The organism is Microbacterium sp. SY138 (assembly GCF_039729145.1).
In the GTDB taxonomy this organism is placed as follows: Bacteria; Actinomycetota; Actinomycetes; order Actinomycetales; family Microbacteriaceae; genus Microbacterium; species Microbacterium maritypicum_A.
Genome location: NZ_CP155793.1, coordinates 807,262 through 821,549, shown reverse-complemented (window position 1 = coordinate 821,549; position 14,288 = coordinate 807,262). Strand labels below are relative to the sequence as shown.

Genomic DNA, 14,288 nt, shown 5'->3' with positions numbered 1-14,288 from the left:
CCGTCACGCTCCGAGCCGCTTGAGCGCGTTCGCGACGACGTGCTTCGCGGAGGCGGCCGCCCGTCCGACGACCTCGGCGGCATGCGCCGCGCTTTCGGGAACCGCGTGGTAATCGATGTCGGGTGCGCTGTCGCCGTAGGCGTCGACCAGGAACGGCACCAGCCAGTCGTCCACGACTTCGAGCGGCTCGACCGCGAGGCTGTAGAAACGGCGCTGACCGTCTTCGCGCACGGTGACCAGCTCGGCGTCGCGCAGCACCTTCAGGTGCTTCGACACGGTGGGCTGGCTGATGCCCAGATCGGCGACGATCTGGCTGACGCTGGTGCCGGCCTCCCCTTCGGTCGTGCGCCGCAGCAGGAGCTGGAGGATGTCTCGCCTCGTACCGTCTGCGATCACGTCGAAGATGTCCGTCATGAGTTCAGGGTAGTCGTCCCCGGCACGGAGTACCATGACGAAGGCTCGGCGACAGGCGCCGTGCGGTCGCTCGGCGCGACCGAAGGAGAAACCAGAGGGGGCAGCGATGTCGGGCATCGTTTCGGCGTCGTCCCCGCGGCAGAGCCTGAAGAGTGCGGCCGGATGGGTCAAGCACCTCGTCACCTCGTCGCCGTCGCGCTTCGCGATCGTCGTCTTCGCGCTGCTGATCCTCGTGTTCACGGTTCTCCTCTCCCTGCCGATCGCCTCCGCGAGCGGCACGATCACGCCGCTGAGCGACGCTCTCTTCACCGCTGTCTCCACCATCTGCGTCACCGGACTCGCAACGGTCGACATGGCCAACTACTGGTCCCCCTTCGGACACGTCGTGGTGTTCCTCGGCGTGAACATCGGCGCCCTGGGTGTCCTCACCCTCGCGTCTCTCATGGGCATGCTGATCTCGAAGCGCCTCGGCCTGCGTGCCAAGCTGATGGCCGCCGGCGACACCAATCCGATGCGCGCGCACGGCGGCGTGGTCAACGAGAGCCAGACCGTGCGGCTCGGCGAAGTCGGCCAGCTGCTGACCACCGTCGCCGTCTCGGCGCTCATCATCGAAGCGTCGCTCGCGATCCTCCTCTATCCCGCGCTCGTGATGGCCGGGGTCGACCCAATCGCGGCGCTCTGGGAGGCGCCCTACTTCGCGGCGATGGCGTTCACGAACACCGGCTTCGCTCCCAACGACGGCGGCGTCGCGGTGTTCGCCGACGACTACCTGGTGCTCTCACTCCTCATGGTGGGCGTCTTCCTCGGCAGCATCGGCTTCCCCGTCATCTACACGCTCGCCAAGCACGTCTGGCACGTGAAGCGCTGGTCCCTGCACACCAAGCTCACCCTCGTCACGACCATCCTCCTGTTCATCCTGGGCGCGGCCGTCTTCGTCATCCTCGAGTTCAACAACCCGAAGACCTTCGGCTCCATGGACGCCACCGACACCACCTTCCAGGCGTTCTTCCTCTCGGCGATGACCAGATCCGGCGGTTTCAACGTGATCGAGATGGACGACCTGAACGGGTCCTCCCTGCTCGCGGCCAGCATGCTGATGTTCGTCGGCGGCGGCTCGGCGTCGACGGCCGGCGGCATCAAGGTGACCACCCTCGCCGTGCTCGCCATCGCCGTGTGGTCCGAGGCCAAGGGCCGTCAGTCCGTCGAGGCGTTCGGCCGCCGCATCCCGAGCGACGTGCAGCGCGTGGCCCTCAGCGTCGTCGCGTGGGGTGCCACGATCGTCGCGCTGTCGACGATCGTCATCGCCCAGATCACCAAGGCCGATATCAGCCACGTGCTGTTCGACGTGATCTCGGCGTTCGGCACGGTCGGCCTGTCGACGGGGCTCACCGCGGAACTTCCCGATTCGGCCTCGTACGTGATGGCCGCGACCATCTTCATGGGCCGCGTTGGTACAGTGACACTCGCCGCGGCGGTCGCCGCGACATCGCGAACGCAGTACTACTCACTGCCCGTGGAAAGGCCGATCGTTGGTTGAAGTCCTGCGGGGCGACGCTCCCGTCCTCGTCATCGGTCTCGGCAGGTTCGGCGCTGCCTGCGCCGGAGAGCTCGATCGCCTCGACCGCGAGGTGCTCGCGATCGACGACAACCTCGAACTCGTGCAGAAGTGGTCCGACCGGGTCACGCACACCGTGCAGGCCGACGCGAAGAACATCGACGCGCTGCGTCAGATCGGCGCCCAGGACTTCCAGGTCGCGGTCGTCGCCGTCGGATCCTCGATCGAGGCGTCGGTGCTGATCACCGCGAACCTCGTCGACCTGAAGGTGCCGCAGATCTGGGCCAAGGCCGTCTCCCAGTCGCACGGCAAGATCCTCGCCCGTGTCGGCGCCAACCACGTCATCTACCCCGAGCGCGAAGCGGGTGAGCGCGTGGCGCACCTCGTGAGCGGACGGATGCTCGACTTCATCCGCTTCGACGACGACTTCGTCCTCGCCAAGATGTACCCGCCGAAGTTCATCCGCGGCGTCGGACTGAACGAGTCCGGCGTGCGATCCAAGTACAAGGTCACCGTCGTCGGGGTGAAGAGTCCGGGCAAGCCGTTCCGCTACGCCGAGGCGAACACGATCGTGACGAACCACGACCTCATCATCGTCTCGGGCACCAACAGCGACATCGAGCGCTTCGCCGGCCTCGACCGCTGACGACGCGTCGTCCGGTCTGCCGACTCCCCCTCGCGGCGGATGTGAGGGTCCCCGTCGTCGTGATGGGATGGGACCCATGACCGACCACACCGCGGCTCCTCCCGTCCTCGCCCTTCGCGGGCTTCGCAAGCAGTTCGGGCAGAAGGTCGCCGTCGACAGTCTCTCCCTCGACGTGCCGGCCGGATCCATGCTGGGGCTGCTCGGCCCGAACGGGGCGGGCAAGACCACCACCCTCGCGATGGCCACGGGCCTGCTGCGTCCCGATGCGGGAACCGCCTGGGTGCTCGGTGCGGACGTGTGGCAGAACCCCGCCGAGGCGAAGGCGCGTATGGGCGTGCTGCCCGACGGCATCCGCATGCTCGACCGACTGACCGGCGCCGAGTTGCTGCGATACACCGGGCTCCTGCGCGGCATGGCCGAGGCGGACGTCGTCTCCCGGACCGTCGACCTGCTCGAGGCCCTCGGGCTCGCCGACGCCCGCGACACGCTCGTCGTCGACTACTCCGCGGGCATGCGCAAGAAGATCGGACTCGCCTGCGCGCTGATCCACGCTCCGCGCCTGCTCATCCTCGACGAGCCGCTCGAGGCCGTGGACCCGGTGTCGGGCGAGACGATCCGGCAGATCCTGCGATCGTTCGTCGACGGCGGCGGCACTGTCGTGCTTTCCAGCCACGTGATGGAACTCGTCGAATCGATGTGCGACAGAGTCGCCATCGTCGCAGAGGGACGCCTGCTCGCGCACGGCCCGCTCGACGAGGTGCGAGCCGGCCTCTCCCTGCAGCAGCGCTTCCTCACGCTCGTGGGGGCGCACGACCTCGGAACGGAGACGCTCGCATGGTTGCGCTCCTCGTAAGTCTGCGCTGGCGGCAGCTCCGCCATCAGTTGTCCCGCAATCCCTGGATGATCGTCACCTTGATCATCACGGGCATGGTGGCGCTCGGGCTCCTCGCCGGACTCACCGCCGGACTCGTCGCGCTGCGCTTCGCCGCGCCGGACGGCGCCGTCACCGCCATCGTGCTCACCGGCTCGGTGATCGTGCTCGGGTGGTGGATCGGGTCGATCCTGGTCAGCGCCGACGACTCGCTCGCTCCCGAGCGCTTCGCTCTGCTGCCCGTGACCGCACCCGCACTGCTGCCGGGTTTCGTCGTCGCCGGAGCCACGACCATCGGTGGTATCGGCACCACGGTCGCCCTGCTGCTGACGCTGCTCGGCTGGTCGGTCAGCATGCCCGCTCTGTTGAGCGCCGTGATCATGATCCCGGTGGCCGTCGTCACCTGTGTGCTCGGTGCCCGCGTGGTGAGCGGCCTCCTCGCCGGCTGGCTGGCGCGCCGCAGCACACGCGACCTGGTGCTGACCCTCGGCGTGCTGCTCGCCGCCTCGTCCGGCCTCATCCTCAACCTGGGGATCGGGGCCTTGACCAGGGTCGGTGACGTCGGAGAGGCGTTCACCACCATCGCCGACATCGCCGCCTGGACACCGGTGGGTGCCGTATTCGGGGTGTCCGCCGCGGCCGCACAAGGTGACATCCTCACCGCCGCGCTCCGACTGCTGATCGCCCTCGCGACGGTGGTCGTGCTGTGGTTCGCGTCGCAGCGGCTGCTGGCCGCGCGACTCGTCTCGCCGATCCAGAGCAGCGGGGGCGGACGGGTGCGTTCCGGCGGTCTGCTCGACCGGGTGCTGCCGGCGAACTCGATGGGGGCGATCGCCGCACGGTCGCTGCGCTACTTCCGTCGTGATCCGCGCCAACTGGTCAACATCGTGATGCTCCTGCTGCTGCCGGCGATCTTCATCGGCATCGCGCTGATGAACGGCCTGCAGGAGGAGGCGATCGGCTTCGCCCCGGCCATCACCCTGATCCCCGCGATCAACGCCCTGCTCGCCGGAACGATCGTGCAGATGGCGATCGCCTACGACAACGATGCCGTCGCCATCCACATCCTCACCGGGGTCAGCGGTGCCGCCGACCGCGCGGGACGCCTGCTCGGCTTCGGGCTGATCGCGGTTCCGGTGACGATCGTGCTGTGCGTGGCGACCTGCCTCCTCGCCGGACGTCCCGACCTGCTGCCGGGCAGTCTCGGCGCCGCTCTCGGCCTGACGGCGATCGCCGGCGGCGCCGGTGCATGGGTGGGGAGCTTCCTCCCCGGACGCGCACCCGCCCCGGAGGCGAATCCCTTCGGACGCGGCTCGTCCGGAGGAGTGCAGTCGTTGCTCGCGATGATCGTCATCGGTCCGATCACGCTCGCCCTCGGTGCCCCCGCACTCGGATTCGCGATCGCGGCGATCTGGAGCCCTGCCCTCGGCTGGGTCAGCCTCGCATGCGGCATCGCGTTCGGCGGACTGGCGATCTGGGGTGGAACCGTGCTCGGCGGGAGGGTCCTGGATCGTCGCTGGCCCGAGGTGCTCGCCGACGTGTCCAGCGAGAGCTGAGCGAGACCGGCACGCGTCAGGCGTCGATGTCGAGGGTGATCTCGACCACGTCGTCCGCTCCGACGCCCTCGCGGTCCTGGAGCGCCTTCTTGATCGGCACGATGTACCCGCCGTCCTTCGGCCACAGGGCGGTGGTCACCGTGGTCTCACCGACAGTGACCGATGCGGGGATCATGCCCCACCCGTACGTGACGACGGAAGCGATCTCGTGGATCAGCTCGCTCTCGGCGGCCGGCACCGTGACGAAATGGAAGGGCGCAGGACCCCGCCAGTACCAGATCGCGCCCTCGATCCGCAGCTGCATGATTCACGCTCCGGCGGCGAGTTCCCTGGCACGCGCGAGAGCCGCAGCGGCGGCATCGGCGAAGGTGCGCTCGAGATGCGCGTCCTGCAGCACGGCGACCGCACGCTCGGTCGTCCCCTTCGGACTGGTGACCCGACGACGAAGTTCCGTCGGGTCCTCGCCCGAGGCGTCGAGCAGCGCCGTCGCGCCGATGAACGTCTGCTCGACCATCAGGCGGGCATCGGCGTCGTCGAACCCCATGCCGACGGCGGCCTTCGTGAACTCCTCGATCAGCAGGTAGACGTACGCCGGACCGGAACCCGAGATCGTCGACAGCGCATCGATCTGCGACTCGGGCACCTCGACCACGGCTCCGACGGTCTGGAAGAGGCGACGCACCAGAGCCAGGTCGTCGTCCGAGACCGCGGCGCCTGCCGCGATTCCCGTGACCCCCTTGCGGACGGTCGACGGGGTGTTGGGCATCGAGCGGATGACGCGGGCATCCGCACCGAGCACGTCGGCGAAGGTCTGCAGCGTGACGCCGGCGGCGACGCTCACCACGATCGTGTCGGCGGCGAGGTGCGGGGCGATCTCGCGGAGCAGGTCGGGCACCATGGCCGGCTTCACGCCGACCAGCACGATGCGGGCGCCCTCCACCGCCTCGGCATTGCCGTCCGGCCGCTCGGCGAGCGCGATGCTCGTGACGCCGTCGAGTCCGGCGAAGGCCTCCGCCTTCTCCGCGGTGCGGTTCGTCGCGGCGATGCCGCCGTCGATGGGGATACCCGAGGCGACCACCCCACGGAGGATCGCACCACCCATCGAGCCGGCACCGAGGAAAGCGAGCGAAGGAAGCGAGTCAGCCATGTCGTCATCCTACGGCGGGCACTCCGACATCCTCGGGCGGGCGGTTCTAGACTCGTCCCATGAGTGCATCCGGAGGCAACAAGGCCATCGTCGCGGCGTTCCTGGCGAACATGGGCATCGCCCTCGCGAAGTTCATCGCCTGGGCCCTCTCCGGGTCTGCCTCGATGCTCGCGGAGGCGATCCACTCCGTCGCCGACTCCGGAAACCAGCTGCTGCTGATGCTGGGAGGGCGCAAGGCCCGACGCGAGGCCGACCGTGCGCACCCGTTCGGGTACGGGCGAGAGCGCTACGTCTACGCCTTCGTCGTCTCGATCATCCTCTTCTCGGTCGGCGGCCTCTTCGCGATCTACGAAGGCGTCGAGAAGCTCACGAATCCGCACGAGCTCGACAAGACGTGGTGGTGGCTGCCGCTCGTCGTGCTCGTCGTCGCGATCGGGCTCGAATCCTTCTCGCTGCGCACCGCCGTGCGCGAGAGCAACCTCGTGCGGGAGAAGGGCCAGTCGTGGGTGTCGTTCGTGCGTCGTTCGAAGGCACCTGAGCTCCCGGTCGTGCTGCTCGAAGACGTGGGAGCGCTGACCGGCCTCACGTTCGCCCTTCTCGGCGTCGGCCTCACCCTCATCACGGGCAACCCGATGTTCGATGCACTCGGCACCGTGATGATCGGTGTGCTGCTGGTGCTGATCGCGATCGTACTGGGCGTCGAGACGAAGAGCCTCCTGGTCGGTGAAGGCGCGACGCAGGCGGACCACGACCGTATCGTGGACGCGATCAACGCGGGCGATGAGATCGAGAAGATCATCCACATGAAGACGCTCTACCTCGGCCCGGACGAGCTGATGGTCGCCGCGAAGATCGCGCTGAACGCCGACAAGCCGCTGCGCGAGGCCGCCGACGACATCAACGCGATCGAGGCCCGTATCCGCGAGGCCGTTCCGGTGGCGCGGATCGTCTACATCGAGCCCGACGTGTACCGCCCGGCGATCGACCCCGAGCCCTCGACCGACGTCTTCGTGCTGAAGTCGTCCGACTGAGCGGAGCTCGACTCAGCGACGCTGCTCGAAGAACGAACGCAGCACCGCTGTGGCCGCGTCGGCCTGGACACCGCCGATGACCTCGGCCCGGTAAGGCAGCCGGCGATCGCGCAGCACGTCGTACATGGACCCGGCCGCGCCGGCCTTGTCGTCCCAGGCTCCGAACACCACACGGCCGACGCGGGACTGCAGGATGGCACCGGCACACATGATGCACGGCTCGAGGGTGACCACGAGCGTGTGCCCATCGAGGTTCCAGGAACCGACGGACGCCGCCGCGCGCCGCAGCGCCTCGATCTCGGCGTGACCGGTCGGATCGTGGGTCTCCTCGCGGGTGTTGCGCCCTTCGGCGATGATCCGCCCTCCCCCGTCGATCACGACGGCACCGACGGGGATCTCGGATGCCGCGGCCGCCTCGGCGGCGAGCACGAGGGCGCGCTGCATCGCGAGGTCATCTGCAGCGGTCATGCGTCGAGCCTACGACAGCCGCCGAGCGCGGGCGGAGCTTCGATGTCGTGCCCGACCGCGCGGCGCATTACCCTGTATCCATGCGTGTTCACGTGGCCGACCACCCTCTCATCACTCACAAGCTCTCGGTACTGCGCGATGCGCGCACGCCGTCGCCGGTCTTCCGGCAGCTCACGGAGGAGCTCGTCACGCTGCTCGCGTACGAGGCGACACGCAACGTGAAGGTCAGCCCGATCGAGATCACGACCCCGGTGACCACCACGACGGGCGTGAAGATCTCGGAGCCGCGACCGATCGTCGTGCCGATCCTGCGTGCCGGTCTCGGCATGCTCGAAGGCCTCGTGAAGCTGCTCCCGACCGCCGAGGTCGGCTTTCTCGGCATGGTGCGCGACGAGACCACGTTCGAGCCGACGACCTACGCCGAGCGTCTGCCCGACGATCTGAGCGACCGTCAGTGCTTCGCGATCGACCCGATGCTCGCGACCGGGGGTTCGCTGGCCGCCGCGATCCAGTTCCTGTTCGACCGCGGTGCGAAGGACGTCACGGCGATCTGCCTGCTCGGCACCCCGGAGGGCGTCGCCGCGATCGAGGCGATGGCGGGCGACCGCGATGTGACCCTCGTGCTCGGCGCGCTCGACGAGCGCCTCGACGAGAAGGGGTACATCGTGCCCGGACTCGGCGACGCCGGCGATCGGCTCTACGGCACGGTCTGACGCGGACCTGCCCCGACGGAGTCAGGCTTCGAGAGTCAGGCGGTAGGCGCGCTCGTCGCCGAAGTGGGTGAAGCCGGCGCGCGCCAGGATCGGGGCCGACGTCGAGACGCGCCCCTTGACGAGCGCCGTCGTGGCTCCCCAGGCTGCGCTTTCTCGGAGGCGCTCGGCGAGGACCGCGCGGTACGCGCCGCGCCCCCGGTACTCCGGCAGTGTCGAAGCGCCCCAGAGCCGGACGAATCCACCGTCGATCGTGCACCCGCCGGTGCTGACCGCCCGGCCGCCGATCCGCGCGAGGATCCGGAAGCCTTCGCGAGTCTCGAGCGCCGTCGTCACCTCGGCGAGCTCCGCCCTCAGTCCCTGCGGGTCGAGGGGCTCCTGCTGCCACACGGGCACGTTGACCGCGTCGACGTCGCGCACCTGCTCCAGCGTGCGCACGACCTCGACGGTGATGTCGTCCGGCACATCGACTGCTGCGGCTCCATCGACCGGTCGAGCGAACACGGCCACCGTATCGATATGCTCCGCTCCCCGCCGACGAAGCTCCTCCTCGACGTCCGGACGGTCGGAGGGGTTCGTCCAGAAGGTGAATCTCGACGCGCCCCACGCTGTCGTCCGCTCCAGAGCATGGTCGACGATCTCCGTGGGCTCGAGGACGGAGCTCACCTGGGAACCGCGGACTCCGCCGCCGAATCTCGACGGATCCCGCACGAGGAGCAACTCACTGCGCTCGTGCTCGCTGTCGCGCGGGAACCACACCCAGGCCGCAGCCGCGCGCAGGATCTCGTCTGTCGAGTGCGCGTGCGTCGGCTCGCTCATTCCGCCGCACCGACCAAGCGGGCGAAGGCGCTGAGCCGAGCCACTCCCTCCGGCGTGTACGGCAGATCGTCGAGCAACGCGGGCGAGTGGATCAGATAGGCGACGACCTGCGCGCGGGAGATCGCCACGTTGAGCCGATTCTGGAGCAGCAGGAACTCGGGTCCGCGGGGAGCGTCCCGTCCGCTCGAGGCGGCGAGCGACGTGATGGAGACGACAGCCTCCTTGCCTTGGAAGTTATCGACAGTGCCCACCGGAACGTCGGGGAAGCCGGCGTCGGAAAGCGCGTCGAGCACCAGCTGACGCTGCGCGTTGTAAGGCGTGACGACGATGATGTCGGACGGCGTGAGCGGCCTCGTCGAGGCGTCGGGGTCGTTGTCGGTGAACGTTCTCCCGACCAGATCGCGCACGAGTCGTACGACCTCGGCGGCTTCCTCCGGTGACTGCGTCGCGTTGCCGCGGTCGCGCAGCGGCACGACGTGCAGCCCCGGATCGACTCCGTCGAGTGAGCGGCGCTCGGTTCCCGGCGCCGAGGCGAGTTGTCCGGCGTAGGCGAGCTTCGACACCGGCGCAGCCACGAACGGATGCATCCGCCACGACCGTGCGAGGAAGTACCCGTATTCGGGCCGCACCACGGGGTCGCCGTCCATCACCCAGCCGAGGGCCGAGGTGTCGACCGGCTCCGGATGCGCGCCCTGGCTCACCTGCGGGAGCTGTTGCGGATCACCGAGGAGCAGCAGCCGCTTCGCCCCAGCCGCGACGGCGATCGTCGAGGCGAGCGAGAACTGACCCGCCTCGTCGATCACGAGAAGATCGAGGCCGGCACGATCGACACGCTGGGTGTTGCTGAAATCCCAGGCCGTGCCACCGACGACGGCCCCCTCGCCCGCGTGCTCGGCGAGGAACGATGCCATGCCGTTCTTCGGGATCACGGTGTACGGCGGCTCTGCCTCGGGATCTTTCGGCGCCTTCGCGACCTGCGCCGGCGCGACGCCGTCGGCGACGATGCGCGCGAGAAGGGTCTCGATGATCGCATGCGACTGCGCCACGACGCCGACTTTGAAACCGTGTTCGTTCACCAGGCGCGCGATCACACGCGATCCCGTATAGGTCTTCCCTGTCCCCGGAGGGCCCTGCACCGCCAGGTAGCTGCGGTCGAGGTCGAGCACACCACGCACGATCGCATCGATCGTGTCGTCGCGGGCCGGGGGCAGTGCTTCGCCCGATGTCGTGCGCGGGGGAATTCGACGCAGGATGTCGGTCGCCGCGTCGTGCGGGAAGCCGGGGGCGGCCGCGTGCACGGCATCGGCCCACTCGTCGATCGCTCCCTGCAGTGAGACCACTCGCGGAGGCGCCGCCGGGGTGAGAGCGAGCGGCAGCTCGTCCCAGGTCTGACCCTGCACTGCCGACTCGGAGACGAGGTAGCCGTCGTCGAGCACCTCGACCACCGTGACGGTGTGCGGCACGTGGACGGCGCGTGAAGGCACCTCGGTGTCGAAGGGGGCCGGGACCTCGTAGAGCGCGAACGGCTGCGCACCCGGGCCGAGCGTCGTGCCGGGCGACACCTCGCCGCGGATCTCGATGTCACGCGACATCACACGTCGTCCCTCGCCGATGCTCCACTCGCGGCGCAAGACCGACGACGGGCGATCGATCTTCACCACATCACGCGTGCCGTCCCACATCGTCACCGGCTCTCGCAGCCGCTGGAAATGCGACACCCAGAAGCTCTTCGCCTCGCGGGGGAAGTAGTCGATGGCCGCGGCGGCGATACGGTGCACGAGCCCGTCGCCGCCGTCTTCCACGGCGCGTTCCGCATCGGCGAGCAGCGCGACGGAACGGGGGGACGGCTCGTAGATGACCTCGTCGGCATCGTCGGGCGGCGCGGGCGTCACGCCCTTCCGGCGTGCGATGTCGATGAGCCAGTTGCGCAGGCGTCGTGTCGACACGCAGTCATAGCGGTTGTAATCGGCGAGGTCGGCCAGCACTGCGTCGGCCTCGGCTTTCTCCCCCGCCGCCGCGAGCTCACGAGCGGCGACGTACTGCACGATCGAGTCGTCGCCCTTCTGCACGTCGCTGGTGCGCACGTCGTCGCCCATGTAGAGCGGTTCGAGTTTCTTGATCGAGTACGACCGGGAGCCGACCCGGACGGTCCGCAGCACGAGCGGGTAGAGGTCGACGAACACGCCTTCGCGCAGCAGCCGATCGACCTCGCCCTCGCGCACGCCGTGCCGCGCGGCCATCGCCACGAGGTGCGAGGTCTCGTACGGCGCGTAGTGGTAGATGTGCATGCCGGGATGCGCCAGCCTGCGCGCATTGACGAAGTCGAGGAACGTCTCGAGAGCCCGCTTCTCGTCGGCGAAGGTATGAGCCCACAACGCCGAGTACTGGTCAGCGTTGTCGACCCAGCCGAAGAGGTAGTCGATCCCCCACTGCGCCTCGCCGTCGGGAGCGGGTTCGGTGTAGAGCGGGTCGCCCTCGAAGTCGAAGAAGATATCGCCGTGACTGGGCAGCGGGAGTGTGTGGATCGCCTGCGCGTAGTGGACGTCGAATGTCGGTGCTCCCTCGGCGTCAGCACGCAGCTGCAGACGCGCCTGGGCTCGGAGAGTCTCGAACGTGTCGACGTTCATGCCCGCGGGAGCGTCGGGTGCCACGGCCAACTCGTCGATCGTCTCGATGCCGGATGCCCGCAGACGTGCTCGCTGCACCGGACGCATCCGCGCCACCATCAGGAGGTCGCGATGCGCGAGCACCTGCTCCTCGCAGGTGGCGCAGCGGCCACAGGCCACGATCTGGAGGTCGCCGCGATCATCGCCCCATGCGAGCGGCGCGCCCGCCACGCCGTCGGCGATGCGTCGATCGGCGATGAGGGCACGCAGTCGCGCCCGCCGCACCTGGAACAGCGGAAGGAGATCGTCGACGGTGTGCGTGCTGAGCGTGCCGTCGCCGAGGATGAGGTCGACCTCGTCGGAGCGCGGGATGCCGAGGCGATCGAGCTGGTCGACATATGCCGCCAGCTGCATGAGCGCCGTGACGCGGGCCTTGCGGGCGAGCTTGGAGTCCTGCACCCGCCAGCAGCCGTCGTGATCCTTGCGGAGGAAGTCGGCGAAACCGACGAACTCCTCGGTCGCGAAAGCCGCCTGGAAGACGACCTCCGCATCCGAGCGGAGGGCGGCAATGGTCTCGTCGACCGCAGCCGCCAATGCATCGGCATCGACGGAAGAGACCTTCTCGATGCGGTGGACGTTCTCGTCACCGAGGTCGTCGATGTAGCGGGCCAGCACGTTCTGCTCGTGCACATCGCCCAACTCGGCGGCCCGCTTCAGGGTCGCGTCTTCCGGCTCTTCGACCGCGGGCACTCTTCCGAGCTTCGCGTCGATCGCCCGACACCACGCGAATTCGCACTCCGCGGCCGCCTTGAGGTCGCTCGCGCTCCAGATGACGCGCTGCGCCTGAGTGTCGATCCGCACGATGCTCCCGTTCTGTCGGATGCTTCGACACTATCCGCGGCATCCGACACGGGCGAAAGCGTGGTCCTCCCGGGAAAGCGGGTCAGCGCCACCAGGTGTCGTCGGGCGTCACCGGAAGATGGCGCTTGTGCTGCGTCGCGAGGTACCTCGCCTCGATGCGGCCGGCGACCTCGGGCTCGACGTCGCGCCCTTCCAGGAAGTCGTCGATCTGCTCGTAGGTGAGACCCAGCTCGTCCTCGTCGGCACGGCCGGGCTGGCCGTCGAGCAGGTCGGCGGTCGGCACCTTGAACGCGAGGCGGTCCGGAGCACCGAGGAACTGCAGCAGCGAACGCCCCTGCCGTTTGCTCAGCCCCGACAACGGCAGGACGTCAGCCGCACCGTCGCCGAACTTCGTGTAGAAGCCGGTCACGGCCTCGGCGGCGTGATCGGTGCCGATGACGAGCATCCCGTCGTGGCCGGCGAGTGCGTACTGCGTGACCATGCGGACGCGGGCCTTGATGTTGCCGCGGTTGAAGTCGCTGATGTCGCTCGTGACCGCGAACTCGATGTCCTCCTCGACCCCGTCGACACCGTTCTGGATGTTGACCTCGACCGAGGAGTCGGGTGCGATGAACTCGAGGGCGGCCTCGGCGTCTGCCGCGTCGTGCTGCACGCGGTAGGGCAGACGCACGGCGAGGAACTTCGCCTCGCCTCCTTCGGACCGCACCCGTTCGACCGCGAGCTGTGCGAGGCGTCCGGCCAGCGTGGAGTCCTGCCCACCGGAGATGCCGAGCACGAAGCCCTTCGCGCCGGTCGAGCGAAGGTACTCGACGAGGAACCCGACCCGGCGCTCGACCTCGGCTTCCGGGTCGATCTCCGGCCGGACGCCGAGGTCTTCAGAGATCTGCTGCTGCAACGACATGTCATCCTCCGTCTTGTCCTCGAATCAGTATCGCCCCTCTGTGTTACGCACGGGTGACGCCGCGGCGTTCGCACGTTCCTGCCAGTGAAGTCCTGAGAGAATGGGGCGGTGAAGCTCCTCGTCGCTGCCCTTGATTCCGAACTGTCCGCCTTCCCGGAAGAGCTGGACGGCTTCGACCGACTCGTGACCGGCCCCGGCAAGCTGCCGGCGACGTATGCGCTCACCCGCGCGCTCGATGCCCGGGTCTACGACGAGATCGTGGTCGTGGGCACGGCGGGCGCGATCGACCCCGCTCTCGAGGCGACCGTGCATGAGGTCGGAACCGCATTCCAGCACGACGTGACCGACCTCGACGGCGTCCGTGGCCAGCACGTCTCCCTTCCGGCGCGCGTCAGCACCGGAAGGGAAGGTGTTCTGATCGCCACCGGTGACCACTTCGTGGAGGACGCCGAGGTCACCGCCGTGATCCGTCCGTCGGGGGCGGCCCTGGTCGACATGGAGACGTACGCCTTCATCTGGGTCGCCGCACAGTTCGATGTGCCGATCCGCGTGTTCCGCGCCGTCTCCGATCAGGCTGAGGACGGTGCGCTGACGGATTGGCGCGAGGCCGTCGCACGATGCAGCGTGCAGCTGCGCGACTTCATCCGCAGCGAGTACGGCGTCTGACGAAGGGGGCGCCCTCCCGCGCTCGCGTCAGCCTCGA

14 protein-coding genes are annotated in these 14,288 nt (G+C 68.7%); 7 read left to right on the top strand and 7 right to left on the bottom strand.

Annotated features, from left to right (window positions below):
- Nucleotides 1-3: 3 nt before the first annotated feature.
- Nucleotides 4-414 (bottom strand): metalloregulator ArsR/SmtB family transcription factor, encoded by a 411-nt coding sequence (locus ABDC25_RS03785; RefSeq protein ID WP_029259762.1) that lies wholly within the window; start codon nucleotides 412-414, stop codon nucleotides 4-6.
- A gap of 106 nt (nucleotides 415-520) precedes the next feature.
- On the opposite strand from ABDC25_RS03785, the gene ABDC25_RS03780 reads away from it, so the two are divergent.
- The 4 genes from ABDC25_RS03780 (at nucleotide 521) to ABDC25_RS03765 (ending at nucleotide 5,042) form a co-directional block, all read left to right on the top strand.
- Entirely contained in the window at nucleotides 521-1,951 is a 1,431-nt protein-coding gene (locus ABDC25_RS03780) for a potassium transporter TrkG (protein ID WP_347124919.1), read from the top strand.
- A complete protein-coding gene (locus tag ABDC25_RS03775) occupies nucleotides 1,944-2,615 on the top strand; it encodes a TrkA family potassium uptake protein (RefSeq protein ID WP_021198064.1) in 672 nt (223 codons plus the stop codon). Before ABDC25_RS03780 ends, ABDC25_RS03775 begins: the two co-directional genes overlap by 8 nt.
- Before the next feature lie 76 nt (nucleotides 2,616-2,691).
- Nucleotides 2,692-3,468, top strand: a complete 777-nt coding sequence (locus tag ABDC25_RS03770; RefSeq protein WP_029259761.1) for an ABC transporter ATP-binding protein — start codon at nucleotides 2,692-2,694, stop codon at nucleotides 3,466-3,468.
- Nucleotides 3,450-5,042, top strand: coding sequence for a hypothetical protein (locus tag ABDC25_RS03765; protein WP_347124916.1), 1,593 nt, complete (start codon nucleotides 3,450-3,452; stop codon nucleotides 5,040-5,042). Before ABDC25_RS03770 ends, ABDC25_RS03765 begins: the two co-directional genes overlap by 19 nt.
- A 16-nt stretch (nucleotides 5,043-5,058) precedes the next feature.
- On the opposite strand, the gene ABDC25_RS03760 is transcribed toward ABDC25_RS03765, so the two are convergent.
- Both ABDC25_RS03760 and proC read right to left on the bottom strand, forming a co-directional pair.
- Nucleotides 5,059-5,346, bottom strand: a complete 288-nt coding sequence (locus ABDC25_RS03760; protein ID WP_347124914.1) for a DUF1905 domain-containing protein — start codon at nucleotides 5,344-5,346, stop codon at nucleotides 5,059-5,061.
- Nucleotides 5,347-5,349: 3 nt separating this feature from the next.
- A complete protein-coding gene (gene proC / locus ABDC25_RS03755) occupies nucleotides 5,350-6,189 on the bottom strand; it encodes a pyrroline-5-carboxylate reductase (RefSeq protein ID WP_021198068.1) in 840 nt (279 codons plus the stop codon).
- A gap of 59 nt (nucleotides 6,190-6,248) precedes the next feature.
- Here proC and ABDC25_RS03750 point away from each other — a divergent pair, with 59 nt between their 5' ends.
- Nucleotides 6,249-7,220, top strand: a complete 972-nt coding sequence (locus ABDC25_RS03750; RefSeq protein ID WP_021198069.1) for a cation diffusion facilitator family transporter — start codon at nucleotides 6,249-6,251, stop codon at nucleotides 7,218-7,220.
- 12 nt (nucleotides 7,221-7,232) lie between these two features.
- On the opposite strand, the gene tadA is transcribed toward ABDC25_RS03750, so the two are convergent.
- Nucleotides 7,233-7,688 (bottom strand): tRNA adenosine(34) deaminase TadA, encoded by a 456-nt coding sequence (tadA, locus tag ABDC25_RS03745; RefSeq protein WP_021198070.1) that lies wholly within the window; start codon nucleotides 7,686-7,688, stop codon nucleotides 7,233-7,235.
- A gap of 80 nt (nucleotides 7,689-7,768) precedes the next feature.
- Between tadA and upp the strand changes: the two genes are divergently transcribed.
- Nucleotides 7,769-8,401: a uracil phosphoribosyltransferase gene (gene upp, locus ABDC25_RS03740; RefSeq protein ID WP_021198071.1), complete on the top strand. Its 633-nt coding sequence runs from the start codon at nucleotides 7,769-7,771 to the stop codon at nucleotides 8,399-8,401.
- A 21-nt stretch (nucleotides 8,402-8,422) separates the two neighbouring features.
- Here the strand turns inward: upp and ABDC25_RS03735 are convergent, their stop codons facing one another.
- The 3 genes from ABDC25_RS03735 to nadE all read right to left on the bottom strand — a co-directional run bounded on the left by ABDC25_RS03735 (nucleotide 8,423) and on the right by nadE (nucleotide 13,585).
- On the bottom strand, nucleotides 8,423-9,217 hold the full coding sequence (locus ABDC25_RS03735) for a hypothetical protein (protein WP_167253109.1): 795 nt from the start codon (nucleotides 9,215-9,217) through the stop codon (nucleotides 8,423-8,425).
- Nucleotides 9,214-12,684: a TM0106 family RecB-like putative nuclease gene (locus tag ABDC25_RS03730; protein ID WP_347124911.1), complete on the bottom strand. Its 3,471-nt coding sequence runs from the start codon at nucleotides 12,682-12,684 to the stop codon at nucleotides 9,214-9,216. Before ABDC25_RS03730 ends, ABDC25_RS03735 begins: the two co-directional genes overlap by 4 nt.
- Before the next feature lie 82 nt (nucleotides 12,685-12,766).
- Complete coding sequence (nadE, locus tag ABDC25_RS03725; RefSeq protein ID WP_029259755.1) at nucleotides 12,767-13,585, bottom strand: ammonia-dependent NAD(+) synthetase; 819 nt, start codon at nucleotides 13,583-13,585, stop codon at nucleotides 12,767-12,769.
- A gap of 108 nt (nucleotides 13,586-13,693) precedes the next feature.
- Between nadE and ABDC25_RS03720 the strand changes: the two genes are divergently transcribed.
- Complete coding sequence (locus tag ABDC25_RS03720; protein ID WP_021198075.1) at nucleotides 13,694-14,251, top strand: hypothetical protein; 558 nt, start codon at nucleotides 13,694-13,696, stop codon at nucleotides 14,249-14,251.
- Nucleotides 14,252-14,288: the final 37 nt, after the last annotated feature.